Consider the following 25557-nt stretch of genomic DNA (forward strand, 5'->3'; position numbering starts at 1 on the left):
CCGGTCGCCCGTACTCTTCCGGCATCCGGGTGCCCTCACCGGACGTTTCCACGCGGCCGGCCGCTGCCGGTCGCCTGCCACGGGAGGCCGCTTTCGATGAAGCCCGGCCCTCTCCCCGCCGTCGGAGTGCCCGACGGCGACGTCGCCGCGGCGGCCGAGCTGCCCCGTCGGGGGCGACTGCCCGTCCGGCTGGGGGCGACCGAACCCCGGCCGGAGGAGCCGCTGGCCGTGATCGGCGTCGGCCCGGCCGGCGCGGGGCGGCCCGAGGTGCTCGCCCGCCTGCTCCGGCTCGATCCCGCCATGCTCGCCGTGCCGGCCGGCAGCTGGCTCGTGGTGCGCCACTCCCGGGTGCCGACGCGGGCCGCCTACGTGCCCGGCTACCGCCAGCCCCACTCCTACGGGGCCGACCGGCTGGCCGCCGGGCCGGCGCTCGCGCGCCCGCCGCGCCGGGTCGAGCTGAGCCTGCCCGAGCCCCTGCTGCGGCACTTCAGCCTCGTCGACACGCCCGACACCGGGTCGCTCGGGGTGGCCGGCGGCCAACTGCTGCTCGACGCGGCGGTCCGGTCCGGGGCGGTGCTCTTCGTGATCGCCGCCGACCAGGCCTTCGCCGCCGTCGAGCTGCACCTGCTCGCCGACCTGGCCCGCGCCGGGGTCGAGGTCGTCTTCGCGGTGACCCCGGGCGCGGGCGGCTGGGCCCCGGTGGGTGAGGACGCGGCGACGACGGAGGACACGGGGGTGTCCGTCGGGCCGGTCCCCGCGCCGGTGGATTCCGTCGCGGTCACCGTCGAGGCGCACCGGGCGGCCCTGCTGGCCGCCGTTCCCGGGCTCGCCGACGCCCGCTGGTTCCCGCTGGCGGCGACGGACGACGGGGCGGACCTGCGCCGGGCACTGGTCGGCTGGGCCGCCGACGAGGGGCTGCGGCGCGCGAGCGCCGAACCGCCGGTGCTGCCCGGTTCGCACGGCCGGGTGCCGGTGGTGGCCGAGCCGGGCGACTGGTCGGAGCAGCTCGACCGGCAGGCCCGCTCCTCCTCCCGGCGCATCCGCCAGCACCTCGCCCTGGAGTTGGCGAACATCCACCTCCGCGTGGTCCAGGAGATCGTCTTCGGGGTCGGCTGCGCCGGCCTGCCGCAGCTGCTCGACCGGGAGATGGAGGCGCTGTCGCTGCTGGCGACCGTCCAGTGCGACGAGGCGGTGCGGGGGCTCATCGACGAGGCGGCCGGCCGGGTCTTCGGCGCGCCGCTGCCGGTGGGCGTCCGTCGGCGCCTGTACGCCCCGGTGCGCTGGGCCCTGACGGAACACCGGGGCGAGCACGAGCTGGACCGGGTGCTGCTGGTCACCAGCACCGGCGGTGTGGCGGGGCTGACCGGCGCCGGGGCGGCCGACGCGCTGGCGAGCCACCCCGGTGCGGAGCGCGTGGAGGTGCTCCCGCCGGTGGCCGTGGCCCTCTCCGGCGGCTGCTGGCAGCACTGGCGCAGCCCCGGCAACCGTGACTCCAACGCCGCCCGAGCCTGGGCGCAGCGCGCGCTGCGCGAGGTCGAACTCGAGCTGTCCCGGGAGGTGTCCCGGCGGTTCGAGGTGGTCCGGCTCTCCCTGGACGGGGTGCTCTCCGATGCTGTCGACCACGGCATCCTGCTCGCCTGAGGGCGGCCCGTCCGCTCGCGGCGTCGGCACCGGGCCGAGGCCGCCGCTGGTTGCCGCCGACGCCCCTGACCAGGCCGGACGCGGTGATCCACGTCGGCCCGGCGTTCCGGTTCCTCGGTTCGCCGAATCCGGTGGCACGATGGGGGGCATGGCGGCTCCGCAGGTTGCACCTGTCGAAACGCCGGACACCGACGAGGTGCCGGCGTCCGATCGGCCGTGGGTGACGATCGTGTGGGACGACCCGGTCAACCTCATGACGTACGTGACCTGGGTCTTTCAGAAGCTCTTCGGCTACAGCCGGGAGAAGGCGGAAGAGTTGATGCTCGACGTGCACCACAAGGGCCGCGCCGTGGTCTCCAGCGGCGCCCGGGAGCGGATGGAGCACGACGCGTCGCAGCTGCACGCGTACGGGCTGTGGGCGACGGTGGACCGGTCGTGAGCATGTTCCGTCGCCAGGGCGACCGCTACGTCGCCACCTTCGCCGTCGACGAGGTGCGGGTGCTGCGCAAGGTGGCATCCGAGGTGGTGGGGCTGCTCACCGACGGCTTCGACCACACCGATCCGGTGGTGGGCCGGCTCTTCCCCGAGGTCTACCCGGACGACGCGTCCGGCACCGCCGAGTTCCGCCGCTACACCGAGGGCGACCTGAAGACCGCCAAGATCGACCAGGCGGGGGCGATCCTCGCCTCGCTGCCCGACTCGGCCGGCGGCGAGGTGCGCCTCGACGCGGAGGCGGCCGAGGCGTGGCTGCGGGCGCTCAACGACGCCCGGCTGGCGATGGGCGTCCGGCTGGAGATCAAGGACGGCACCGACCTCGGCGAGGAGCTCGACGACGCGGTCGCGGAGGATCCGACCTCCAGCCGGGTGTTCCAACTGTCGGTCTACGCGTACCTCGGTTATCTCCAGGAATCCCTGCTCAACGCCCTGATCGACTAGTCGTGACCGTCGCCACCTTAAGGTCGCGGCAGGTACGCGTTAGGCTGGAGCACGTGCTGAGCATCGACCGGTCGATCGTCGAGGCGATCGTCGCCCACGCTCGTCGGGACCACCCCGACGAGGCCTGTGGCGTGGTCGCCGGTCCCGCCGGCAGCGACACCCCCGCCCGGCACATCCCGATGGACAACGCCGCCCGTTCCATGACGTTCTACGAGTTCGACTCGATGGAGCAGTTGCGGGTGTGGCGCGAGATGGACGACCGGGACGAGGAGCCCGTCGTCATCTACCACTCGCACACCGCCACGGAGGCGTACCCGTCCCGGACGGACATCTCCTTCGCCGGTGAGCCCGGCGCGCACTACCTGCTGGTCTCCACCCGCGACCCCGACTCGGAGGAGATCCGCTCCTTCCGGATCGTCGACGGCGTGGTGACCGAGGAGCCGGTCCGGATCGTGGAGGCGGGGGTGGACCCGCACGCCGTGCAGTCCTACATGTTCGGGCAGAGCCCGGCGACGGTCGACTACGAGTGTTCCGGCCGCTGATCCAGCGCCGTCCCACCCGTTCACGTCCCGTCACCTTCCGGCACGCCCGACCATCGTCAAGGAGCACGACACCATGGCCATCGAGGTTCGCATCCCCACCATCCTGCGCAGCTACACCGGCGGCGCGAAGGTCGTCGAGGGAGCCGGCGACACGCTGGCCGACCTGCTCGCCGACCTGGACTCCCGGCACGCCGGCCTGCGGGCCCGGCTGGTCACCGACGCCGGTGCGCTGCACCGCTTCGTCAACGTCTACGTCAACGACGAGGACGTCCGCTTCCTGGGCGCGCTGGACGCCAAGCTCAACGACGGCGACAGCGTGACCATCCTGCCGGCGGTCGCCGGCGGCGCGTTCGGGTTCGCCGCCGCCGCCGCGATCGCCCAGCACGGCGCCGCGGTGGCCGCGCGGTCGGCCGTCACCGCCCGCTGACGGCGGCGGTCGCCGTGGCGCGGTACGACAGCCTGCTCGACGCCTGCGGGGGCACGCCCCTGGTCGGGCTGCCCCGGCTCTCCCCGACGGTGCCCGACGGGGCGCCGCCGGTGCGGCTCTGGGCGAAGCTGGAGGACCGGAACCCGACCGGCAGCATCAAGGACCGGGCGGCCCTGTTCATGGTCCGGGCGGCCGAGGAGGCGGGCCGGCTGCGGCCGGGCGACACCATCCTCGAACCGACCAGCGGCAACACCGGCATCTCGCTGGCGATGGTGGCCAAGCTGCGCGGCTACCGGCTGGTGTGCGTGATGCCGGAGAACGTCTCGACCGAGCGGGTGCAGCTGCTCCGGATGTACGGCGCGGAGATCATCTTCTCGCCGGCGGCCGGCGGCTCCAACCAGGCGGTGGCCACCGCCAAGCAGATCTCGGCCGAGCACCCCGACTGGGTCATGCTCTACCAGTACGGCAACGACGCCAACGCCCGCGCGCACTACGAGACCACCGGCCCCGAGCTGCTGCACGACCTGCCCACGATCACGCACTTCGTGGCGGGTCTCGGCACCACCGGGACGCTCATGGGCACCGGGCGCTACCTGCGGGAGAAGGTCGACGGCATCCAGGTCGTCGCGGCCGAGCCGCGCTACGGCGAGCTGGTCTACGGGCTGCGCAACATCGACGAGGGCTACGTCCCGGAGCTCTACGACGCGTCGGTGCTGTCCCGGCGCTTCTCCGTCGGCACTCGCGACGCGGTGCTGCGGACCGGGCAGCTCGTCGAGGTGGAGGGCATCTTCGCGGGGTTCTCCACGGGCGCGATCCTGCACGCCGCCCTGGCGGTGGCGCACGAGGCCGTCCGCGCCGGGCAGCGGGCCGACGTGGCCTTCGTGGTCGCCGACGGCGGCTGGAAGTACCTCTCCACCGGGGCCTACGGCGGCACCCTCGCCGACGCGGAGGACGCCCTGGAGGGCCAGCTCTGGGCCTGACGTCCCCTGGCCGGGCCGCCGACACCCGTCGGTGGCCCGGCCAGGGGACGGGGGCTCGTGGCCCGGCCGGTCCACTCACCCAGCGCTACCGCCGGACGGCGTCTCGTCACGCCGGCGGCGCGGCCGGCGCGGCAGGGTGTCACGTTGATGACAACTTCCAGTGGATGACTCTTGTCGCCGCGCGGGCGCGCGTAGGCTGCCCTGCGTGGCGTACGCGTCGGTAGAGATCATCCACGGCGGGACCGTCGACGCGAAGACTACACAGCGTGACAGTGAGATGACTCGATGCGACTGACCGTCCTCGGCTGCGCGGGCAGTTTCCCCGGTCCCGAGTCCCCCTGCTCGGCCTACCTCGTCGAGGCGGACGGCTTCCGGCTGCTGGTCGACTTCGGCTCCGGGTCGCTGTCCAACCTCCAGCGCTACGCCGGGCTGCACGCCCCCGACGCCATCGTCCTCACCCACCTGCACTGCGACCACATCCTCGACGCCGCCTCGTACGTGGTGGTGCGCCGCTACGCCCCCGACGGCCCCTGCCCGCCGCTGCCGGTCTACGCCCCGTCGGGCGCGCCGGACCGGCTGGCGGCCGTGTACGGGCAGGAGGACAGCACGGTCGAGGACGTCTACCAGTTCTACGCCCTCGAACCCGGCACCTTCCCGATCGGCCCCTTCGCCGTCACCGTCGACCGGGTCAACCACCCCGTCGAGACGTACGGCGTCCGGCTGGAGCACGACGGCCGGGTGCTCTGCTACTCCTCGGACACCGCGCCCTGCGACGCGCTGCTCCGGCTGGCCCAGGACGCCGACACGTTTCTCTGCGAAGCGAGCTACCTCGACGGCGTGGAGAACCCGCCGGACCTGCACCTGACCGGCCGGGAGGCCGGCGAGGCGGCGACCAAGGCGGGGGTGGGCCGGTTGCTGCTCACCCACCTGGTGGCGGCCTGGGGCAGCGAGGCGCACACCGTGGAGTCGGCCGGCGCCGCCTTCGACGGGCCGCTCGAGGTGGTCCGGCCCGGCGCCAGCTACGAGATCTGACCGGCCGCCGCGCAGGGGTGGGACACCCCGGGGCGCACCGCTCGGGGCACCGCATAGGGTGCAGGGATGGCACGACCTGACGGGCGGCGACCCGACGAACTCCGACCTGTGACGTTGACCCGGGGCTGGAGCACCCATCCGGAGGGCTCGGTGCTCGTGGAGTTCGGCGGCACCCGGGTGCTCTGCACCGCCAGCGTCACCGAGGGGGTGCCCCGCTGGCGCAAGGGCTCCGGGCTCGGCTGGGTGACCGCTGAGTACGCGATGCTGCCGCGGGCCACCAACACCCGCTCCGACCGGGAGAGCGTGAAGGGCCGGGTCGGCGGGCGTACGCACGAGATCTCCCGGTTGATCGGCCGGAGCCTGCGGGCCGCCATCGACCTCAAGGCCCTCGGCGAGAACTCGATCGTCCTCGACTGCGACGTGCTCCAGGCCGACGGCGGCACCCGCACCGCCGCGATCACCGGCGCGTACGTGGCGCTGCACGACGCGGTGACCTGGCTGGCCGGGCGCAAGTCGCTGGTCGGCAAGCCCGAGAAGGTGATGCACCGCTCGGTGGCCGCGATCAGCGTCGGGATCATCGACGGCGAGCCCCGGCTGGACCTCGACTACGCCGAGGACGTGGCCGCCGAGGTCGACATGAACGTGGTCTGCACCGGCACCGGCGAGTTCGTCGAGGTGCAGGGCACCGGTGAGGCGGGCGTCTTCGCCCGCGAGCAGCTCGACGCCCTGCTCGACCTGGCCGTCGCCGGCTGCGTGGAACTTGCCGAAGCCCAGCGGAAGGCGCTCTCCCTCCCGTGAGCGCGAGGAGTGAGCTTGCGGGCCCCGCAGTCGCGAACAAAGGTGGATTCAGATGAACAAGGTGCTGCTCGCCACCCGTAACCGCAAGAAGCTCGTCGAGCTCCAGCGGATCCTGGACGGCGCGCTCGGCGCGCACCGCGTCGCCCTGATCGGGCTGAACGACGTCGAGGAGTACCCGGAGCTGCCCGAGACCGGCCTGACGTTCGGCGAGAACGCGCTGATCAAGGCGCGGGAGGGCTGCCGGCGCACCGGACTGCCGACGATCGCCGACGACTCCGGGATCGCCGTCGAGGCCCTCAACGGCATGCCCGGGGTGTTCAGCGCCCGCTGGGCCGGCCGGCACGGCAACGACCAGGCCAACCTCCAGCTCGTGCTGGACCAGATCGCGGACCTGCCCGACGAGCACCGGGCCGCGTCCTTCGTCTGCACGGTGGCCCTGGTGCTGCCGGGCGGCAAGGAGCACCTGGTCGACGGCCGGCAGAGCGGCCGGCTGCTCCGGGCGCCGCGCGGCGACGGCGGGTTCGGCTACGACCCGATCTTCCTCGGCGACGGGCAGGACCGCACCAACGCGGAGCTGACGCCGCAGGAGAAGGACGCGGTCAGCCACCGGGGCAAGGCGCTGCGGGAGCTGGCCAAGCTGGTCGCCAAGGTGCTGCCGCCCGCGAGCTGACGGCCCCGCCCCCGGTGGGAGGGGTGCTGACGGGCTTCGCCGTCATCGCCACCGTCATCGCCGTCGGCTACGCGCTCGGTCGCGGCGGGGTGCTGGGGCCGGAGGCGGCCACCGTCCTGTCCCGGGTCGCGTTCTTCGTGGCGACCCCGGCGCTGCTGTTCCAGACGGTGGCCCGGGCCGACGTGCCCGCGATCGTCTCGTCCGCCCTGGTCGTGACGGTGACGAGCACCATCGCCGTGGCGTCGCTGTACGTGGTCGTCGCGCGGTTCTGCTGGCGCCGCCCGGTCGCGGAGGCGACGATCGGGGCGCTGGCCTCGTCGTACGTCAACGCGGCGAACATCGGCATCCCGGTCGCCGTCTACGTCCTCGGCGACGCCGCGTTCGTCGCGCCCGTCCTGATGTTCCAGCTGGTCGTCGTGACGCCGGTCGCGTTCGCCTTCCTCGAGGCGGCCACGGCGAAGAGACGGCCGTCGCTCGGCAGCGTGGTGCTCCAGCCGCTCACCAACCCGGTCACCGTCGCGTGCGCGCTGGGCGTCGCGGCCAGCCTGACGGGCTGGCTGCCGCCGGAACCGGTGCTGCGGCCCATCGCACTCGTCGCGGCGATGGCGGTCCCCGCCACGCTGATCGCGTACGGCGTCTCCCTGCACGGCGCGCCGCGGCCCGGCTCCGGCGACACCGGTCGGGACGTACGCCTCGCGGTCGTCCTCAAGACCGTGGCCCAGCCCGCCGTCGCCTACCTCGTCGCGCGCTTCGCGATGGGGTTGCCGGCGGCGATCGTGCTGGCCTGCACGGTCACCGCCGCCCTGCCGACGGCGCAGAACGTCTTCGTGTACGCGGTCCGCTACGGCCGGGGCACGGTCCTGGCGCGCGACTCGATCCTGCTGTCGACGGTGACCGCCGTGCCCGTGCTGATCGGGGTGGCGGTGCTGGCGGGCTGACACCCGGCAGGCGCCCGGGCCACCGTGGCGCGACGGTGGCCCGGGCGTCCGTCAGTCCAGGGTCCCGATCTCGCGCTCGATGGCGGCGCGCAGGTCGGGCCCGGCCACCACGGAGCGGGCGGCCTCCATCAGCGGGGCCAGGAAGACGTCCGGCCCGGGTTCCCCCGCGATCCCGCCGAGCGCCGCGACGGCGGCCCGGCCGGCCGGCGACGGGTCGAGCGGGGCGCGCAGCTGGAGCCCGCGTACGCCGGCGAGCAGCTCGACGGCGAGCAGGCTGGTCAGGTTGTCCAGCACGGTGCGCAGCTTCTTGGCCGCCGCCCAGCCCATCGAGACGTGGTCCTCCTGCATCCCGCTCGTGGGCAGCGAGTCCACCGACGCGGGCGCGGCGAGCCGGCGGTTCTCCGCGACGATCCCGGCCGCCGTGTACTGGGCGATCATCAGCCCGGAGTTGACGCCGGCGTCGGGGGAGAGGAAGGCCGGCAGGTCCCGGGACCGGGTGACGTCGAGCAGCCGGTCCACCCGGCGCTCGGCGATCGCGCCCACCTCGGCGGCGGCGATGGCGAGGAAGTCCGCGGCGAAGCCGAGCGGCGCGCCGTGGAAGTTCCCGGTCGACTCGACCCGGCCGTCGGGCAGCACCACCGGGTTGTCCACCACCGAGACCAGTTCCCGGCCGGCCACCGTGCGGACGAAGTCCAGCGTGTCCCGGGCGGCCCCGGCGACCTGCGGCGCGCACCGCATCGAGTACGCGTCCTGCACCGCGTGCGCGAGGTCGTCGCGGTGCGAGTCCATCACCCGGGAGTCCTGGAGCAGCCGGTGGATGTTCGCCGCCGAGGCCGACTGCCCGGGGTGCGGGCGGATGGCGTGCAGCTCCGGCAGGAACGGCCGCTCCGAGCCGAGCATCGCCTCGATGGCGAGGGCGGCGGTGACGTCGGCCATCGTGAACAGGTGCGCGGCGTCGTGGATCGCCAGCAGCAGCATGCCGAGCATGCCGTCGGTGCCGTTGATCAGCGCCAGCCCCTCCTTCGCGGCCAGCCCGACCGGCGTCAGCCCGGCCCGGCGCAGCGCGTCGGCGGCCGGCAGCCGCTCGCCGGCCGGCCCGAGCACCCAGCCCTCGCCGAGCAGCACCAGCGCGCAGTGCGCCAGCGGCGCCAGGTCGCCGGAGGCGCCCAGCGAGCCGTGCTCCGGCACCCACGGCGTCACGTCGTGGTTGAGCAGGTCGACCAGCGCCTCGGCGAGCAGGGGCCGGACCCCGGAGCGGCCGAGCGCCAGCGAGCGGACCCGCAGCAGCATCATGGCCCGGACCACCTCGCGCGGCATCGGCGCGCCCACGCCGGCGGCGTGCGAGCGGATCAGCGCGTGCTGGAGCTCGGCCCGCCGCTCGGGCGCGACGAAGGTGTTCGCCAGCGCGCCGAAGCCGGTGGAGACGCCGTAGACCGGGCGGCCGGCGGCCTCGATGCCGTCGACGATCGACCGGCTGGTGGTCATGGCGTCCACGGTGGCCGGGTCGAGCACGACCTTGGCGGAGCCGCGCGCCACGGCGAGCACGTCGGCGGGGGAGATCCCGGTGGGCAGGATGGTCACGGTCATTGGAGCACTCCGTTGCGCAGGACCTGGCGGATCAGTGGCACCCCCGGCCGGTAGGCCAGGTGCAGGTGGGACGGGGCGTCGAGGACGATCAGGTCGGCCCGCGCCCCGACGCCGAGCCGCCCGATGTCGTCGCGGCGCAGCGCCCGCGCGCCGCCGGCGGTCGCGGCCCAGACGGCCTCCGCCGGGGTCATCCGCATCTCGCGTACGGCGAGCGCGACGCAGAACGGCATCGACGACGTGTACGACGAACCGGGGTTGCAGTCGGTCGCCAGTGCCACGGTGACGCCGGCGTCGAGCAGCCGGCGGGCGTCCGGGTACGGCGAACGGGTCGAGAACTCGGCGCCGGGCAGCAGGGTCGCCACGGTGGTGTGCCCGCCGTCGACCCGGGTCGAGGCCAGCGCGTCGACGTCGGCGTCGGTCAGGTGGGTGCAGTGGTCGACGCTGGCGGCGCCCAGCTCCACGCCGAGCTGGACGCCCGGCCCGGGGCCGAGCTGGTTGGCGTGCACCCGCACGCCCAGCCCGACGGCCTGCCCGCAGGCGAGGATGGCACGGGCGTGGTCGACGTCGAACGCGCCCCGCTCGCAGAAGACGTCGATCCAGCGCGCGTGCGGCGCGGCGGCGGCCAGCATCGGCCCGCACACCAGCCCCACGTAGTCGTCGGGGCGGTCGGCGTACTCGGCGGGGACCACGTGGGCGCCGAGGAAGGTGGTCTCCTCGCTGACCTCGGCGGCGATGCGCAGCGAGCGGGCCTCGTCGGCGACGGTGAGGCCGTACCCGCTTTTGATCTCCATGGTGGTGGTGCCCTGCCGCAGCGCCTCGTCGCGCAGCCGCCGCACGGTGGCCCGCAGCTCGTCGTCGCCGGCCGCCCGGGTGGCGCCGACCGTGGTCCGGATGCCGCCGCCGGTGTACGGCTGCCCGGCCATCCGGGCGGCGAACTCGGCGGCCCGGTCCCCGGCGAAGACCAGGTGGGCGTGGCTGTCCACGAAGCCGGGGAGCACGGCGGCGCCCCGCGCGTCCAGGCGCCGGTCGGCGGCCGGCGCGTCGCGGGACGGCCCGATCCAGGCCACCCGCCCGTCCTCGACCAGCAGGGCGACGCCGCGCCGGATGCCCAGCGGTCCGCCCTCGCCCCCGGGCTCGTTGGTCACCAGCTCGCCGATGTCGTCGACCAGCAGGCTGCTCATGCGGTCACCTCCTCGATCGCCGCGGTCAGTTCGGCCGGCACGTCGACCGTGAGATGCCGGCCGTCGCGCACCACCGGCCGGCCGTCCACCACGACGTGCGTGACGTCGGCCGCGCCCGCCGCGAACCACACCCCCACCGGCGGTACGCCGGCCGTGCGCGGGCTGTCCAGCCGTACGGTCACCAGGTCGGCCCGCGCCCCCACGGCGATCCGCCCGGCGTCGCGCCAGCCCAGCGCGGCGTGACCGCCCACGGTGGCCGCGTCGCGCAGCTCGGCGGCGCCGAAGTGGCCCCGCCGGCGGGTGCGCAGCCGCTCGTCCAGCTCCACCGCGCGGGCCTCCTCGAAGAGGTCGACCACGGCGTGGCTGTCGCTGCCCAGGCTCAGCGGTAGGCCGACGTCGGCCATCCGCCGGGCCGGGCCGATGCCGTCGGCCAGGTCCCGCTCGGTGGTCGGGCAGAGGCAGACGCCCGTGCCGGCGTCGGCGAGCAGGGTGAGATCGCCGCCCGTCAGGTGGGTGGCGTGCACGGCCGTGGTGCCCGGGCCGAGCGCCCCCCGGTCGGCGAGCAGCCGGGCCGGGGTGCAGCCGTGCACCGCCCGGCAGGCGTCGTTCTCGGCCGGCTGCTCGGAGAGGTGCACGTGCAGGGGCGCGCCGCGCCGGTCCGCCCACCCGGCCACGGTGGCGAGCTGCCCGGCCGGCACCGCCCGCACCGAGTGGATCGCCGCACCCACCCGGACGTGGTCGTCCGTGGGCCGGAACGCGTCGACGCGCTCCGCCCAGCGCAGCGCGTCGCCGTCGCCGAAGCGCCGCTGCGGCCCGGCGAGCGGCTCCCCGTCGACCGTGGCGGTGAGGTAGCAGGTGTCCAGCAGGGTGATCCGGATCCCGGCGTGCGCTGCGGCCTCGACCAGCGCCTCGCCCATCGCGTTCGGATCGGCGTACGGGGTGCCGTCCGGGTCGTGGTGCACGTAGTGGAACTCGCCGACGCAGGTGATCCCGGCCAGCGCCATCTCGGCGTAGACCGCCCGGGCCAGGGCCAGGTACGAGTCCGGGTCGAGGCGCCGCGCCACGTCGTACATCCGGTCGCGCCAGGTCCAGAAGTCGCCGCGCCCGCCGTGGGTGCGCCCGCGCAACGCCCGGTGGAACGCGTGCGAGTGGGCGTTGGCGAGCCCCGGCAGGGTCAGCCCGGGCAGCCGTTCGGCGTCGGCCATGACCTCGACGCCGGCGGTCGGGGTGCTCCCGGCCGTCAGCGGGGTCACACCGGTGATCCGCCCGTCGGCCGTCTCGATCAGCACGTCGGCGGTCGGCTCGGCGTGGTCGGGCAGCCAGGCGTACTCGGCGAGCCAGCGGGTTCCGGTCATCTGGTTGGCCTCCTGTCGAGCTGCCCCGTCCATGGGACCGCCGGATCCGACCGCCCGGGCGAGCGCCGCGCGCCACGGTGGCCCCGCTCCGTCGGCAACGCCACCGTGCCCAACGAACCAGCCCTCTCCGGTCGTTGCCCCTTCCGTGAGGGCAGCTCGACAGCGGCCGGACGGCGGCCCGCGCGGAGCCCCGCGACAGGATCGGACGTCAGAAGGCGCGGCCCGCCGGTCAGCGGCACGTCAGCTCCTCCAGCACCCGGGCCAGGGCGGTCACCCCGGCGGCGCAGTCGGCGTCGCTGGCGGACTCGGCGGGCGCGTGCGACACCCCCGTCGGGTTGCGCACGAAGAGCATCGCCGTGGGCACGTGCGCGGCGAGCACCCCGGCGTCGTGCCCGGCCCCGGTGGGCAGCACCGGCGCGTCGAGCAGGGTGGCGAGCCGGTCCGCCAGCCCGCCGTCGAAGGCGACCAACGGGGTGGCCGACTCCTGCGTCAGCGCCACCTCCGTACCGTCGCGGCGGGCCCGCTCGGCGGCCTTCGCGCGCAGCGCGTCCAGCAGCCCCGTCAGCGTCTCCGGCTCGGCGGCCCGGGCGTCCAGCCAGCCGGTCACCTTGGACGGGATCGCGTTGGTGGCGTTCGGCTCCACCGCCACCCGGCCGACGGTGGCGTGCGCGCCGCGCAGCCGCGCCTCCTTGTTCGCCGCGAGCACCGTGAAGGCGTACGTCAGCATGGGGTCGCGGCGGTCGGCCATCCGCGTCGTGCCGGCGTGGTTGCCCTCGCCGGTGAACTCGAAGCGCCAGCGGCCGTGCGGCCAGATGGCGCTGGCCACCCCGACCGCCGCGTCCGCGTCGACCATCGCGCGGCCCTGCTCGACGTGTAGCTCCACGAAGGCGGCGAAGCCGCCCAGCAGCTCGGGGCGGGCGCCCGCGGGACGGGCACCCAGCGCCTCGGCGAAGCTCACCCCGTCCGCGTCGCGCAACCCGGCCGCGCGCTCCACCGCGATCTCCCCGGCGAGCAGCCGGGACCCCAGGCACGGTACGCCGAACCGCGCGCCCTCCTCCTCGACGAACGCGCCGACCACGACGGGCCGGGCCGGCGCGACGCCCGCCGCGCGCAGCTCGTCGACGGCGAGGAACGCGCTGACGATGCCGAGCGGCCCGTCGTACGCCCCGCCGTGCGGCACCGAGTCGAAGTGGCTGCCGGTGAGCACCGCGTCGCCGGCCCCCGGCTCGCCCCAGCGGGCGAACAGGTTGCCGTTGCCGTCCTCGGTGACCGGCATGCCACGGCGGTCGGCCTGCTCGCGGAACCACTCCCGCAGCCGCAGCTCCGGCTCGGTCAGCGCGTACCGCAGGTAGCCGCCGCTGCGATCGTCACGCCCGACCGGTGCGATCTCGTCCCACAGCGCCCGGAACCGGCCGGCGAGGTCGCTCATGCGGTACCTCCCTCCGCCATCGGCACCCGTACGCCGGTGGCCTCCGCGACCTCGCGGGCGGCGTCGTAGCCGGCGTCGACGTGCCGGATGACGCCCATCGCCGGGTCGTTGGTCAGCACCCGCTCGATCTTCTGCCCGGCCAGCGCGGTGCCGTCGGCGACGCAGACCTGCCCGGCGTGGATGGAACGGCCGATGCCGACCCCGCCGCCGTGGTGGATCGACACCCAGGACGCCCCGCTGGCGGTGTTGACCAGCGCGTTGAGCAGCGGCCAGTCGGCCACCGCGTCGGAGCCGTCGGCCATCGCCTCGGTCTCCCGGTACGGGCTCGCCACGCTTCCGCAGTCCAGGTGGTCCCGCCCGATCACCACGGGCGCGCTCAGCTCGCCGGAGGCCACCATCTCGTTGAACCGCACCCCGGCAAGGTCCCGCTCGCCGTAGCCGAGCCAGCAGATCCGCGCCGGCAGGCCCTGGAAGGCGACCCGCTCGCCGGCCATCCGGATCCACCGGGCCAGCGACTCGTTCTCCGGGAACAGGTCCAGGATCGCCCGGTCGGTGGCCGCGATGTCGGCCGGGTCGCCGGAGAGCGCCGACCACCGGAACGGGCCCTTGCCCTCGCAGAACAACGGCCGGATGTACGCGGGCACGAAGCCGGGGAAGTCGAAGGCCCGCTCGAACCCGCCGAGCTTCGCCTCGCCCCGGATCGAGTTGCCGTAGTCGAAGACCTCCGCGCCGGCGTCGAGGAAACCGACCATCGCCTCGACGTGCTTCGCCATGGAGGCCCGAGCCCGGTCGGTGAACTCGGCCGGCTTCGCCGCCGCGTAGTCCCGGGCGTCGGCCAGCTCCACCCCCTCCGGCAGGTACGACAGCGGGTCGTGCGCGCTGGTCTGGTCGGTGACGACGTCGATCTCCACGCCCCGGCGCAGCAGCTCCGGAAAGACCGTGGCCGCGTTGCCGACCACGCCCACGCTCAGCGCCCGCCGGTCCCGCTTCGCGGCCAGCGCCCGCTCGACGGCGTCGTCCAGGGAGTCGGCGACCTCGTCGAGGTACCGGTCGTGCACCCGGCGGTCCAGGCGGGTCCGGTCCACGTCGACGACCAGGCAGACGCCGCCGTTCATGGTGACCGCGAGGGGCTGCGCCCCGCCCATCCCGCCGCAGCCGGCGGTCAGCGTCAGCGTGCCCGCGAGCGTGCCGCCGCCCAGCTCCTGCCCGTCGCCACGGGCGCCGGCGATCTTGGCGGCGACGGCGGCGAACGTCTCGTAGGTGCCCTGGAGGATGCCCTGGGTGCCGATGTAGATCCACGAACCGGCGGTCATCTGCCCGTACATGGTCAGGCCGAGCTGTTCGAGGCGGCGGAACTCCGGCCAGGTGGCCCAGTCGCCCACCAGGTTGGAGTTGGCCAGCAGCACCCGGGGCGCCCACTCGTGGGTACGCATGACGCCCACCGGCCGGCCCGACTGCACCAGCATGGTCTCGTCGTCGCGCAGGTCGGTGAGGGTACGCACCAACGCGTGGTACGACGGCCAGTCCCGCGCGGCCTTGCCGGTGCCGCCGTAGACCACCAGGTCGTCGGGGCGCTCGGCCACCTCCGGGTCGAGGTTGTTCATCAGCATCCGCAGCGCGGCCTCCTGGGGCCACCCACGGGCGGTGCGTTCGGTGCCGCGTGCGGCGCGGACGTGCTGGGTCATCTCGGCTCTCCTCCGGGTCATCCGAGGAACAACTGGCGGCGGGCGGCGGAGGCCTCGAAGGCCTCCAACCGGCGCTGGGTGTCGGTCGGGGCGGCGTCGCAGATGGCCTGGAGCAGCACCATGGCCAGGGTCATCGGCGCGGTGTGCAGGTCGAAGACGAGCCGCGCGCCGACCGCGGCGGGCAGCACCACGTCGGCGTGCTCGGTGGCCGGGCTGACCGGCGAGTCGGTGATGGCCACCACGGTGAGGCCGGCGGCCCGGGCCTCGCGCAGCGCGTCCAGGGTCTCCCGGGGGTAGCGGGGGAGGACGAAGGCGAGCAGGGCGCCCGCCCCGGCCTCGGCGGCCTGCTCGATGCGGTCGGTGAGCAGGCTGCCGCCGTCGTCGAGTACCCGTACGTCGGGGTGCACCTTGGCCGCGAAGTAGGCGAAGTAGGCGGCGAGCGGCGCGGCGGCGCGCAGGCCGAGCACGGGCAGGGGACGGCTGGCGGCCAGCAGCCGGCCCGTCTCGGCGATCCGGTCCCGGTCCGCGAGCTGCCCGGCGAGCCGGTCGAGGTTGCCGATCTCGGCGCGTACCGCCTGCTGGAGCTCGTTGCCGGCGTCGGCGGCGTCGCCGGAGGTGCCGGCGGTCAGCTCGCGCAGCCGGCGGCGCAGCGCGGGATAGCCGTCGTGGCCGAGCGCGACCGCGAACCGGGTGACCGACGGTTGGCTGACCCCCGCCAGCTCCGCGACCTCGGCCGCCGACAGGTACGCGGCGGCCGACGCGTGCTGCACGAGGCAGTGCGCGATCCGGCGCTGGGTGGGTGTGAGCCGGACCCCCTGGAACAGGTCGAGCACCTGCTCGGTGGGCGCCACGACAGCTCCCTCATTCATGCCGCGACTGTATGCATGAAAACTTTCACAGGCAACACCCCCTGTCGGCCGCAGACGACCTGTGGCCTGAGGAGAGACCCGGAGAGGCGCGACCTGCCGGCGTCCCAGCGCGTGTCGGGCCGACGACGGGTGGGCGGAGCTGCTGGCGCCGCCTCTGTAGGATCCGCACGGCGGTTGAGCAGAGGAGTTGGCATGCAGCCGGCAGGTCCCTACAGGTTCACCCACGTGCTGGGCGGGTCTCCGGTGGGTAAGGCGTGGGCGGCGATCGACGAGCAGGGACGCCTCGTCACCGTGGCCGTCCTGGACGCCACCGTCGCCGCGGCCCCCGGCTGGCGGGAGGCGTTCGTCGGGATGACGAACTCGCTGGCGCAGGCCGCGGATCCCCTGCCCTACGCCTACGCCGACTTCTCGGCCGCCGCGCCCTGGGTGGCGTACTCGGCGGAGGTGGGGCCGGGGGCGGAGAAGCTGCTGCGTGCACTCGGCGTGGAGTACACCCCCGACCCGGCGGCCGCACGGCCGGTCTCCGGGGTGCCCCAGCCGGTCAGCGGGATGCCCCAGCCGGTCTCCGGGCTGCCCCAGCCGGTCAGCGGGGTGGCCCACCCGGTCTCCGGTGTTCCGCAGTCGATCTCCGGGCCGCCGCACCTGCCGTGGGCGGTGCAGGCGGGTCCGAACCCCACCCGGCCGGTGTCGTCGAACCCGCACCCCGCCCCGGGCCCGCCGGCGCCGGGCTGGGACGCGCCGACCACCGCGATGCCGGCGCAGCCGGTCGCCGAGACGCCCCAGTCGCCTGCCGCCGCCCAGGCCGGCATCCCGCCGTACGATCCGCTCGCCGCACCCGCTCGCCGCATCACGCCCTCCGAGACGCGCCGGCGCCGTACCGGGCTCCGGGTCGGGATCGTCGCGCTGGTGTTGGTCCTCCTCGGCGGTGCGGGTGCCTTCGCCTGGGTCGGGCTCAGGGACACGACCGAGCAGCCGACGGCGAACCCCTCACCCACCGGCGTGGTCCAGTCCGGCACCCCGGAGTGGTCACCGAGCGCGCGTCCACAACAGCCGGGCCTCGAACCGCCACGGCCGGGGGACTGGCCCAAATGGCAGGTCTTCGGCAGGAGCGACGCCGTACGGACACTGACCCCGGACGGCCTGGGCTTCGATTTCGTGGCACCGGCTGACTGGACGTGCACTCCTGGCGGCAGCACCGAGGGGCAGGCCAAGTACAACTGCGGTGCCTCGATCGGGGACAACGCGGAGATCGGCGGCGAGCTGATCGTCCGTAACTGTCCTGAATGCGGCGAGGAGCAACGCGACGCCCTGCGCAAGGCGGAGGAGGCGTGGGGACTGCAGTGGCGCAGCGGCGGGCCGTACGTCGTCCTGGCCGAGACCGTGAAGCTGAACGGCGCCAACAAGTACGGCATCGTCGTGGTCGCATTCTGGCGCTCGGAGCCCGACGGTGCGATCGACCGTCAGCTCGTGCTGCGAATGACCGCCCCGGAGGACTGGATCGACGTCATCCGGCGCGTGGTCAACTCCATCCGTGACAACGCCGGCTTCTGATCGGCATCCGGACCGGCCGGAGAGGCAGCCCGCAGCGCTCCGACCGCGGGCCGTGGTGAGCGGCAGCGGTCACCGAAGTGGGTCGGGCCGCCGCCGGTGGACGAGCGCATCGCCGACGGGCGGGACGGCATCAGGGCCCCTGGGTTCCGAGGCGGCCCGGGCCTACTGGAAACTGCTCTTCAACCCGTTTCGCAGCGCCCGGCTGAGCGGGCGTTCCACGAACCGGTGCACGGCGTAGGCCAGCAGCGCCGCCCCGACGACGCCACCCAGGAGCAGCCACGGGGGAACGTCGTCGCGTAGGTGACGTTCGGTGTGTCCGGTACAGCCGGCGTGCGGGCCGGAAGTCCTCGTGAGTGGGCCCGGGACCTATGGTTCCTCGCTGACACCCACCTCTATGATGAGCGCGCGAAGTCCCGCTTCGGCCCGGAGCGATCCGTCATCGGCTCTGGATCCCGCCCTCTGGGCGTGAGCGAAACCCCCGCACGGCGGCACGACCAGCGCAGCCGTGGCAGCGACTGGCCGACCAAGGCTGATACGGAGATGTCATGTTCACCGGTACGGCCAGCGGTCATCCCCAGGGTGATCCACGCCATGCCCCGGCGACATGGCGCAGCGGCGGTCGGGAGCCAGTCCGGACACACGCCGACCCGGCTGCCGGCCCGGGCGGCGAGAGCCGCGGAGCCCGTGGGCCGGGCCGCCACCGGGCCCCGAGCGTGGTCGTCCAGCTGATCCGGGCCGGCCGGTCGATCGCCGCAGGGCTGCGCTCCGATCCGGATCAGCGCATCGTCGCCGCATTGGCGCTCCTGGTGGCGACACTCGGACTGGTGCCGATCGCCCTCGCTCCCGCCGATGTCGTCATCTACGCCGGTGTGTCGACGGGAACGCCGACGCTCTACTCGTACACCATCGCGATCGCTGTGGCGTTCGTGCTGGTCATGATGCACACGCGTCGTCGATTCGTCCGCGCCCTCCTGCTGTGGGTGCCGTTCCTCGGGTGGCTGGCCCTGTTCGCCGCGGTCCACTGGGACGCGTCCCTGCGTACCGTGAGCGGCCTGCTGCACTTCTGCCTGGCGGCGATCGTGTTCGCCGTCGGGGCCACGGCCGAGCGCGCGGACCGGCGGCACTCGGTCCTGCTCTGGGCGTTCGCGGCCGTGGCGTGGCTTCAACTCTTCGCGATCACCGCCGCAGTCCTCGGTTTTCCGCTGCGACGCGTCTCCGGCCAACAGGCGCTCGACGTGCTCGGGCGCGCCACGGGCCTGACGAGCCATCCTGGCGAGCTGGCGAAGCTGTTGTTCTTCTGCGGCCTGTGCGCGCTGACGCTGCCGCAGCGGACGGTGCGGGAACGATGGGTGGCCTGGACGACGCTCGGTGTCGTCCTCATCGGCGTGTCCCTCACCCAGAGTCGCACGGTTCTCGCAGCCGTGGTCTCCATGATCCTGATCTTCATGTTGCTCGAGCTGATGACCGGGCGGTGGCAGAAGAAGTACTTCGTGGTCGTCGGCCTTACCGGGGTGCTCGGCGTGGCGTCGCTGCCGTGGCTGATCGAGCGATTCATGACGGACCCCGGTGGGGGCTCCCGGCGACACCTCCTTGCGGTCGCGGCGGACGCGATCCGCGCGCATCCGTGGGCCGGGGTGGGACCCAACAGCTACGTCGCCGTCGTCGGCGCCTCGGATCCGCTCACCGCGAGCGGCGTGCCCGTACACAACGTGTTGCTGCTCAGTGCCGCCGAGGTGGGCATCGTCGGCGCGCTGCTCCTCTGGCTGCCGTTCGTGCGGACCGCGACGGCGGCCATCCGCGCCGTCTTTCGTACGCGGACCTCGGAACTGGCACCCAGGGTCCTGGTCAGCGCTCTGCCGGCTCTCGTCCTTGTCGGTATGACGGGCTGGGGCCTGATGCAGGGACCCTATCTTCTGATGCTGGCGCTCGTGGCGGGCTACTTCCATGCCCGGACGCGGTTCTCGGCGGTTGCGACTGGCAATGGTCGCGACTGAGGCCAGGGCGCCGGCGGGGCGGCGCACGTCTCTGACGGTCGTGTCGGGCCTGCTGGGGCTCTCCACCCTGGCCACGCGGTTCACCACCCTGGTGGTCATGGCGCTGCTGACCAGGGGTGCCGGCGTCGAGGCCGTCGGCTTCTACGGGATGGCCACGCTTTCCGCGTCCTTCGCCGCCGCCGCGCTCTCCCTCGGCCTGCCGACCTACCTGACCAGGGAGGCCGCCGCGGGGTCGGTCTCGCCGCCCGTGGTCGCCCGGATCCACGGCGGCCGTTTCGTCGTGCTGATGTCGGCCGCCGCCGTCGCCTACGTGGTGATCGGCGTGCTCCTTCCCCCGGAAGCGCAGCTCGCCTTCTTCCTGGTCTTCGTCGCCAGCCTCTTCGAACAGTGGAACGAGACGGCGTGGGTCCTCATCCGAGGCACGCGTTCGGCCTGGCTCGAACCGCTCACGAACACCTCCACCGGCCTCCTGCTCGTCGGCGCGTGCGCCATCGACGTGTGGCTGATGGACGGGCTCACCCTCGGTGACGCCGCCGTCTACTTCCTGGTGACGTCCGTCCTCCGGTCGACGGCCGCGGTTCTCGTCGTGCGGATCCTGCCGTCGCTGCGCGCCTCCCGGGGGGTCCGCTCGGCCCAGCACATCAGGCTGGCGCTGCCGTACTTCGCCTCCGACCTGCTCGGTCTCTTCTACTTCCGCGGCGACGTCTTCATCCTCGCGTTCTTCGTCACCGCCGTGGAAGTCGGAGAGTACGTCTCGGCCGCGGCCATCATCGGACCGGCGGTCCAGGTCGCGGCGTCCATGGGCCTCGGCGCCCTCGCCTATGCCGCGCCGAAGGGGACTTCCGGGACCGCCCAGGCGAACGACCCGCTCACGATCTTCCAGTTCTTCGGGCTCGCGGGTCAGGGCGCCGCCGGCGCCATGTTCGTCGGCCTTCCCATCGCGACCGTGGTGCTGTTCGGTGACCAGGCGGGGAACATCCCGGAGCTCGCGATGGTGCTCACCCTGTTCCTCGCACTGCGATTCGCCAACTTCGGTCTGTCCGCCATCCTGCTTGCCCGGGGCCGTGCCGCCAGCCGGTTGGTGGTGCTCGTACTGAGCATCTGCGGCAGCGTGGGATTCAACCTTGCCCTCGACGGCAGGTACGGCGCCTACGGCGCCGCCTGCGCGATGGTGTTGAACGAGCTTGTCGTGGCCGGGTCGCTGCTGTGGTTCCTGCGGATCCGGGAACTGGTGTGGCCGGTCCTCATCTCGTTCGGACATGTGGCAGCGGCGGCATGGGCGCTCGCCGGACTGCTGACCGTGATGGGATCCGCCTCGGCGTCCGCCACTCTCGGGGGCGTCATCCTTGCTCTGGCTACCGTCAGATTTGTGAGACAACGGAGGGCCGCAGGCAAACTGCGGGCCGCAACGACGGAGGACATGTGAGGGTCGGAATAGTCGGGTGGTTCGGATCGGACAATCTCGGAGACGAGATCCTCCTCCACTCGCTCATCACCTGCGTCCGCGAGGTCAAGGAGAACGCGTCCTTCGTGGTCTTCTGCCCCAACCCGGACCGGGTCGCCGAACTTCACGGCGTGCAGACGGAGCACATGCCCGTACTGCGGGCTCGTGGTGCCTCCGAGCGTCAGGTCGCGGTGCAGCGCGCGATCAAGTCGTGTCAACTGCTCCTGCTCGGCCCTGGAACGGTCTTCCAGGAGCGTTCCCCCAACCTGTCCTGGCCCGGCACCCTGCCGATGTTCGCCCGGATCATCGCGATGGCCAAGTTGGCGGGAACGCCCGTCGCCACGGTCGGCGTCGGCGTACGCGAGGGCGGAACGCCGTTCGGTCGTCAGGTGCTCCGTATCATCGGCGCATCCTGTGTCGCGGTGGGTGTGCGCGACGAGCGGACCGCGTCGCACTTCGGCTCCGGCGCAGAGGTCATCGGCGACATGGCGTACACCCTGCCGCTGCCCGAGCTGGACCGGGCCGATTCCGGCCGCCGCTTCGCGCTGTCGATGCGACCGCTCGCGCCCGACCTCGAGGGCTCACTGCTGGCGGCGACCTCCGGATGCGCCGGTCGGCTCCGCCAGGAGGGATGGTCGGGCACCTTCCTTCCGATGGCCTTCGGCCGGGGAGCACACGGCGAGGACGACCGCGTCATCTACGAGCGCGCCTTCCGCGACCTTCTGGACCTGGACTCCACCCCGTTGGACGGCAGCCGACCTCTCGTCGGAGCGCTCCGCGACTGGTTGCAGTCGCTCGCGACGAACCAGCTCGTCCTCGGCACCCGCCTGCATGCCGCACTCCTCGCCGTGGCGATCGGCGTTCCGACGGTGGCGATCGCGTACGAGCGGAAGGTCCATGACGCCTTCGTCGACCTGGGGCTCCGCGAGTTCCTGGTGCCACCGGACGTCGACGCCGAGACGCTCTACCGCACGGCGACCGCGGCTGCCGCGTCCACCGAGCAGTTCCGGGAGGCCGCCCAGCGGGTCGCCGCCCAGGGGCGCATCGCGCAAGGGTTCGTCACGGCGCTCGTGAAGCGGCTGGGCTGATGCGCGTCCTCCTGCTCACCCCGTTCGCGCCCAACGCGCACCACTACCATGCTGCGGCCGACACGATCGTGCAGCTCACACCGCGGTTGGCTGAGCAGGTCGACCTCTTCGTCTACTCGCCGGAGCACACGGCGCCCACGGAGCCGGACGACCTGAAGTACACGTTGTTGCCCGCCACGGTCACCGCTCGTCCGAGCCACCGGGACCGTCTCCGCCTGGAACCGGCATGGCTCCGCCAGGCGTGGCCCCGAGAAGCGACCAGGGAGGCCGCCGAGCTCATCCGCCGGATCCGGCCTGACGTCGTGCACTCGGAGTATCTGCAGTCCGCCGAGGTCGTCGGGACCAGCCCCGCGTCGGTGCTGGGCCTGCACGACATCACCGAGAAGGTGATGCTGGAGTCCTACCGGGCGTCGTCCGGCCTGGAACGGCCGTACCGTCTCGTCGAGCTGCTTCGGACGCGACGGTTCGAACGCGCCGCGATCCGCCAGGCGGACGCCGTCATCACCCTGTCCGACGCCGACTTCGCGGTCGCCGCCGCACGCAACCCGAACACCGTGCTCGCCCGGCCGGGAATCCACGTCGGTGACCGGTCCTGGTCGCCGCCGCCAGCGACGGAGCGACCGCGACTGGTGTTCGCCGGGGCGATGTGGCGACGCGCGAACGCACTCGTCGCCCAGTTCCTCGCGCGTGAGGTGATGCCGCTGGTGTGGCAGAGCCTGCCGCAAGCGGAACTCAGGATCGTCGGGGCGGAGCCCTCCGCCGACGTGGTCGGCCTCGGCGAGGGCGACAGCAGGGTGGTGGTGACGGGTGCGGTGCCCGACCTCCGGTCGGAGATGCTCGACGCCCACGCCGTCGTCGTGCCGTCGATCGTGGGCGGCGGAGTGCTCATGAAGGTGGCACACGCCATGGCCCTCGGCTGTCCCGTCATCACGTCGGAGGGGCCGGCCGCGTCGGTACGCGGTGACGCCTCCATGCTGTACACCGCGTCGACTGCCGACGAGATCGCGGCGGCGGTCCGGGCCGCAGTCGAATCACCCGACGACGCGGCACGGCGTGGTCGGCGTGCCCGCGCACACATCGAACGGACGTTCCGTTGGGACGACACGGTTCGCTCGTACCTCGACGCCTACGGGATTGCGAGTCGACAGTGAAAATCGCAGCCATCATCGTCTCCTACAACTCGGCACGGGAGCTTCCCCAGAGTCTGGGCTGCCTGGGCGCCCTGCCGGTGGACCACGTCGTGGTCGTGGACAACTCCTCGACGGACGACAGCGTCGAGGTCGCGAAATCCTTCGGGTATCAGGTCATCTCGCTGCCGAACGTGGGCTTCGGCAAGGCGATCAACGCCGCGGCGGAGACCCTCCCCGGCGCTGACGCCTACTTCCTTCTCAACCCCGACTGCCACATCAACCCCGAGTCCTTCGCGCACCTCGTGGAGGCACTGCGGGCCGACCCGAAGCTGGGTGTGGTCGCGCCGCTGATGCGATACCCGGACGGGCGCTTCGGAATCTCGGCGGGGCCCGAGCCGAGCATCGCGAAGGAATGGCTGGCGGCGCTGAAGGTCGACCATCTCGTGCCGAGGCGACTGAAGCAGTATCTGGCTCGGGCGACGCCCTTGCGCAAGAAGTTCCAGATGCTCGACTATCTCGATGTCGAACCGACCGGCCAGGTGCGCGAAACCGCCTGGGTGTCCGGGTTCTGCATGCTCGTACGAGGTGAGGCGTTCCGATCCATCGGCGGGTTCGACCCCAGCTTCTTCCTCTACTACGAGGACGTCGACCTGTGCACGCAATTGCGCGCCAGTGGCTGGGGCGTCGCGTCGGTCGGGACGAGTGTCGCCGAACACAAGGAGAGCACCAGCACCGGTGCGGTCGGCAAGAATCCCCTGTACCGGTCCGGCATGTATGTCTATTTCGCGAAGCATGGCACGCGGGGTCAGCGACTCCTCGCGTCCGCCCTGAGGAGGCTGCCGATTTGAAGATTCTGTTTGTGGCGCCGTGGATCCCGGCATCGGTCCGCCCGCGCAGCCTCGTGATCCTGGAGATGCTCGCCGCCGAGCATGATGTCCGCTTCCTGGGGCTGGTGCACGACGAGGAAGAGGCGCGGCTGGCGGAGCTTCTGCCGGTCAAGGAGCGCACCCTCGTCCCCAACCCACGCGTCGGTTCCATGCTGCGCTCCGCGCGGGCACTCGGCACCGGGGTCTCGTTGCAGACGGGTTACGCGAGCCCGAAGGCGCTCACCGACGCGTTGCGGCGGGAGTTGGACGACTTCCAGCCGGACGTCGTGCACCTCAATGTCTTCCGTACCGTCCACCTGGTCGAGGCCTGTGGCTCGACGCCGGTCATCGTCGACCTGGACGAGTTCCGCAGCGAGTACTACGAGCAGCTCGCCTCGCACGGGCCCAGCCCCGCCTGGCGGGCGTTGGGCCGCGTGGAGGCACCCCGGATGCGGGCCCGGGAGGACAAGTTGGTCAGCATGGGGGTTCCCCTGATGCTCTCCGCTCCGTCCCTGCCCGGCCAGGAGCGACCCAACACCTTCCTCGTCAGGAGCCCCTGCGACTTCTCCGTGCAGCGGCAGGCGGGCCCGATCGCGCCGACGGTGCTGTTCGTCGGTCGGCTCAGCTACGAGGCGAACGTCAACGGCCTGATGTGGTTCGTGCGTGAGTGCTGGCAGGGCATCCGTGACGCCGTCCCGGACGCCCGGCTCCGGATCGTCGGCACGGACCCGCCCAAGGCGGTCCAGGAACTGGTCGGGAACGGCATCGAACTCCACGCCAACGCGCCCGCGGTCGAGCCCCACTACACGGATGCTGCCGTCGCCATCGCGCCGATCTTCCGGGGTACCGGCGTCCAGCTGAAGCTCATCCAGGCGATGTCGGCCGGAGTTCCGAGCGTGACGACCAGCATGGTGGCCGACCGGGCGGGTGTGGCGGACGGTGTCCACGTCCGCGTCGCCGACGACAGGGCTGGCTGGATCGAGGCGGTCAGTGGGCTGCTGTCCGCGCCCGAGACCGCCGCGCGACTGGCCGCCAACGGACGGGAGTGGGTGGCGGCACACCACAGCTCGGCGGCGGTTCGCCTGCAGTTGCAGGCGGCGTACGCCTCGCTGTCCACCGGCGCGCGGATGGACGGCGCGCCCGGCCGGTGAGCCGAGCCAGCGGACGCTGGATGACGACGCTGCGCGCCGGCGGGCCCAGGCCCGCCGGCGCGCGGCATCCGGCCGCGATCGTGGTACCGATCGGCGACCTGCCAAGGTGAGTTGTCGGTACCGGTTGCGCGAGCAATAGGCAGGCCGCGCGCATTTTTGAGTCGAGCTCGGTGGTAATCACCCGTCGTCTTCGTCCGCCACTTGGTAATAGGGGCGGCGGCGCACCCCCTTGGCATTCGCCACCAGTTAGTACGAACGGCTGA

General features: G+C 73.2%; 23 protein-coding genes. 17 read left to right on the forward strand and 6 right to left on the reverse strand.

Going from position 1 to position 25557, the window contains the following annotated elements; genetic code table 11:
• The first annotated feature begins 96 nt into the window (after nucleotides 1–96).
• From CLT72_RS28450 to CLT72_RS28495, 10 genes are all read left to right on the forward strand, one after another.
• Complete coding sequence (locus tag CLT72_RS28450; RefSeq protein WP_101414369.1) at nucleotides 97–1641, forward strand: P-loop NTPase family protein; 1545 nt, start codon at nucleotides 97–99, stop codon at nucleotides 1639–1641.
• A 148-nt stretch (nucleotides 1642–1789) separates the two neighbouring features.
• Nucleotides 1790–2080, forward strand: a complete 291-nt coding sequence (gene clpS, locus CLT72_RS28455) for an ATP-dependent Clp protease adapter ClpS (RefSeq protein WP_101414370.1) — start codon at nucleotides 1790–1792, stop codon at nucleotides 2078–2080.
• 2 nt (nucleotides 2081–2082) lie between these two features.
• Nucleotides 2083–2577, forward strand: coding sequence for a DUF2017 domain-containing protein (locus tag CLT72_RS28460; protein ID WP_172896708.1), 495 nt, complete (start codon nucleotides 2083–2085; stop codon nucleotides 2575–2577).
• 53 nt (nucleotides 2578–2630) lie between these two features.
• Complete coding sequence (locus CLT72_RS28465) at nucleotides 2631–3119, forward strand: M67 family metallopeptidase (protein WP_089001779.1); 489 nt, start codon at nucleotides 2631–2633, stop codon at nucleotides 3117–3119.
• A 73-nt stretch (nucleotides 3120–3192) separates the two neighbouring features.
• Nucleotides 3193–3546 (forward strand): MoaD/ThiS family protein, encoded by a 354-nt coding sequence (locus CLT72_RS28470; RefSeq protein WP_101414371.1) that lies wholly within the window; start codon nucleotides 3193–3195, stop codon nucleotides 3544–3546.
• 14 nt (nucleotides 3547–3560) lie between these two features.
• Nucleotides 3561–4526: a pyridoxal-phosphate dependent enzyme gene (locus CLT72_RS28475; RefSeq protein WP_101414372.1), complete on the forward strand. Its 966-nt coding sequence runs from the start codon at nucleotides 3561–3563 to the stop codon at nucleotides 4524–4526.
• A 285-nt stretch (nucleotides 4527–4811) separates the two neighbouring features.
• Nucleotides 4812–5558 carry an MBL fold metallo-hydrolase gene (locus CLT72_RS28480; RefSeq protein ID WP_089001776.1) on the forward strand — a complete coding sequence of 249 codons (747 nt, stop codon included), beginning with the start codon at nucleotides 4812–4814 and terminating at the stop codon, nucleotides 5556–5558.
• Between the two features lie 66 nt (nucleotides 5559–5624).
• Nucleotides 5625–6356 (forward strand): ribonuclease PH, encoded by a 732-nt coding sequence (rph, locus tag CLT72_RS28485; RefSeq protein WP_101414373.1) that lies wholly within the window; start codon nucleotides 5625–5627, stop codon nucleotides 6354–6356.
• A 52-nt stretch (nucleotides 6357–6408) separates the two neighbouring features.
• A complete protein-coding gene (rdgB, locus tag CLT72_RS28490) occupies nucleotides 6409–7026 on the forward strand; it encodes an RdgB/HAM1 family non-canonical purine NTP pyrophosphatase (protein WP_101414374.1) in 618 nt (205 codons plus the stop codon).
• A 23-nt stretch (nucleotides 7027–7049) separates the two neighbouring features.
• Nucleotides 7050–7964, forward strand: a complete 915-nt coding sequence (locus CLT72_RS28495; protein ID WP_250101613.1) for an AEC family transporter — start codon at nucleotides 7050–7052, stop codon at nucleotides 7962–7964.
• Nucleotides 7965–8015: 51 nt separating this feature from the next.
• Here the strand turns inward: CLT72_RS28495 and hutH are convergent, their stop codons facing one another.
• From hutH to CLT72_RS28525, 6 genes are all read right to left on the reverse strand, one after another.
• A complete protein-coding gene (hutH, locus tag CLT72_RS28500) occupies nucleotides 8016–9551 on the reverse strand; it encodes a histidine ammonia-lyase (RefSeq protein WP_101414376.1) in 1536 nt (511 codons plus the stop codon).
• Nucleotides 9548–10732 carry an imidazolonepropionase gene (gene hutI, locus CLT72_RS28505; RefSeq protein WP_101414377.1) on the reverse strand — a complete coding sequence of 395 codons (1185 nt, stop codon included), beginning with the start codon at nucleotides 10730–10732 and terminating at the stop codon, nucleotides 9548–9550. The genes hutH and hutI overlap by 4 nt, the downstream gene beginning before the upstream one ends.
• The gene (locus CLT72_RS28510; protein WP_101414378.1) at nucleotides 10729–12087 is read right to left on the reverse strand and encodes a formimidoylglutamate deiminase; all 1359 of its coding nucleotides are present in this window, start codon (nucleotides 12085–12087) and stop codon (nucleotides 10729–10731) included. Before CLT72_RS28510 ends, hutI begins: the two co-directional genes overlap by 4 nt.
• A gap of 229 nt (nucleotides 12088–12316) precedes the next feature.
• Nucleotides 12317–13516: an allantoate amidohydrolase gene (locus CLT72_RS28515; protein WP_101414379.1), complete on the reverse strand. Its 1200-nt coding sequence runs from the start codon at nucleotides 13514–13516 to the stop codon at nucleotides 12317–12319.
• Nucleotides 13513–15201, reverse strand: a complete 1689-nt coding sequence (hutU, locus tag CLT72_RS28520; RefSeq protein WP_486484343.1) for a urocanate hydratase — start codon at nucleotides 15199–15201, stop codon at nucleotides 13513–13515. Before hutU ends, CLT72_RS28515 begins: the two co-directional genes overlap by 4 nt.
• A 17-nt stretch (nucleotides 15202–15218) precedes the next feature.
• The gene (locus CLT72_RS28525; RefSeq protein ID WP_101414381.1) at nucleotides 15219–16070 is read right to left on the reverse strand and encodes a MurR/RpiR family transcriptional regulator; all 852 of its coding nucleotides are present in this window, start codon (nucleotides 16068–16070) and stop codon (nucleotides 15219–15221) included.
• 192 nt (nucleotides 16071–16262) lie between these two features.
• Between CLT72_RS28525 and CLT72_RS28530 the strand changes: the two genes are divergently transcribed.
• From CLT72_RS28530 to CLT72_RS28560, 7 genes are all read left to right on the forward strand, one after another.
• Nucleotides 16263–17621 (forward strand): hypothetical protein, encoded by a 1359-nt coding sequence (locus CLT72_RS28530; RefSeq protein WP_101414382.1) that lies wholly within the window; start codon nucleotides 16263–16265, stop codon nucleotides 17619–17621.
• Nucleotides 17622–18334: 713 nt separating this feature from the next.
• Nucleotides 18335–19615, forward strand: a complete 1281-nt coding sequence (locus CLT72_RS28535) for an O-antigen ligase family protein (RefSeq protein ID WP_101414383.1) — start codon at nucleotides 18335–18337, stop codon at nucleotides 19613–19615.
• On the forward strand, nucleotides 19602–21041 hold the full coding sequence (locus tag CLT72_RS31730) for an oligosaccharide flippase family protein (protein ID WP_358168295.1): 1440 nt from the start codon (nucleotides 19602–19604) through the stop codon (nucleotides 21039–21041). The genes CLT72_RS28535 and CLT72_RS31730 overlap by 14 nt, the downstream gene beginning before the upstream one ends.
• On the forward strand, nucleotides 21038–22147 hold the full coding sequence (locus CLT72_RS28545; protein ID WP_158242082.1) for a polysaccharide pyruvyl transferase family protein: 1110 nt from the start codon (nucleotides 21038–21040) through the stop codon (nucleotides 22145–22147). The genes CLT72_RS31730 and CLT72_RS28545 overlap by 4 nt, the downstream gene beginning before the upstream one ends.
• Nucleotides 22147–23298: a glycosyltransferase gene (locus CLT72_RS28550; RefSeq protein WP_101414386.1), complete on the forward strand. Its 1152-nt coding sequence runs from the start codon at nucleotides 22147–22149 to the stop codon at nucleotides 23296–23298. The genes CLT72_RS28545 and CLT72_RS28550 overlap by 1 nt, the downstream gene beginning before the upstream one ends.
• Nucleotides 23295–24125, forward strand: coding sequence for a glycosyltransferase family 2 protein (locus tag CLT72_RS28555; protein WP_158242083.1), 831 nt, complete (start codon nucleotides 23295–23297; stop codon nucleotides 24123–24125). The genes CLT72_RS28550 and CLT72_RS28555 overlap by 4 nt, the downstream gene beginning before the upstream one ends.
• On the forward strand, nucleotides 24122–25294 hold the full coding sequence (locus tag CLT72_RS28560; protein WP_144082349.1) for a glycosyltransferase family 4 protein: 1173 nt from the start codon (nucleotides 24122–24124) through the stop codon (nucleotides 25292–25294). Before CLT72_RS28555 ends, CLT72_RS28560 begins: the two co-directional genes overlap by 4 nt.
• Nucleotides 25295–25557 lie beyond the last annotated feature (263 nt).

This window comes from Micromonospora sp. CNZ309 (assembly GCF_002846525.1).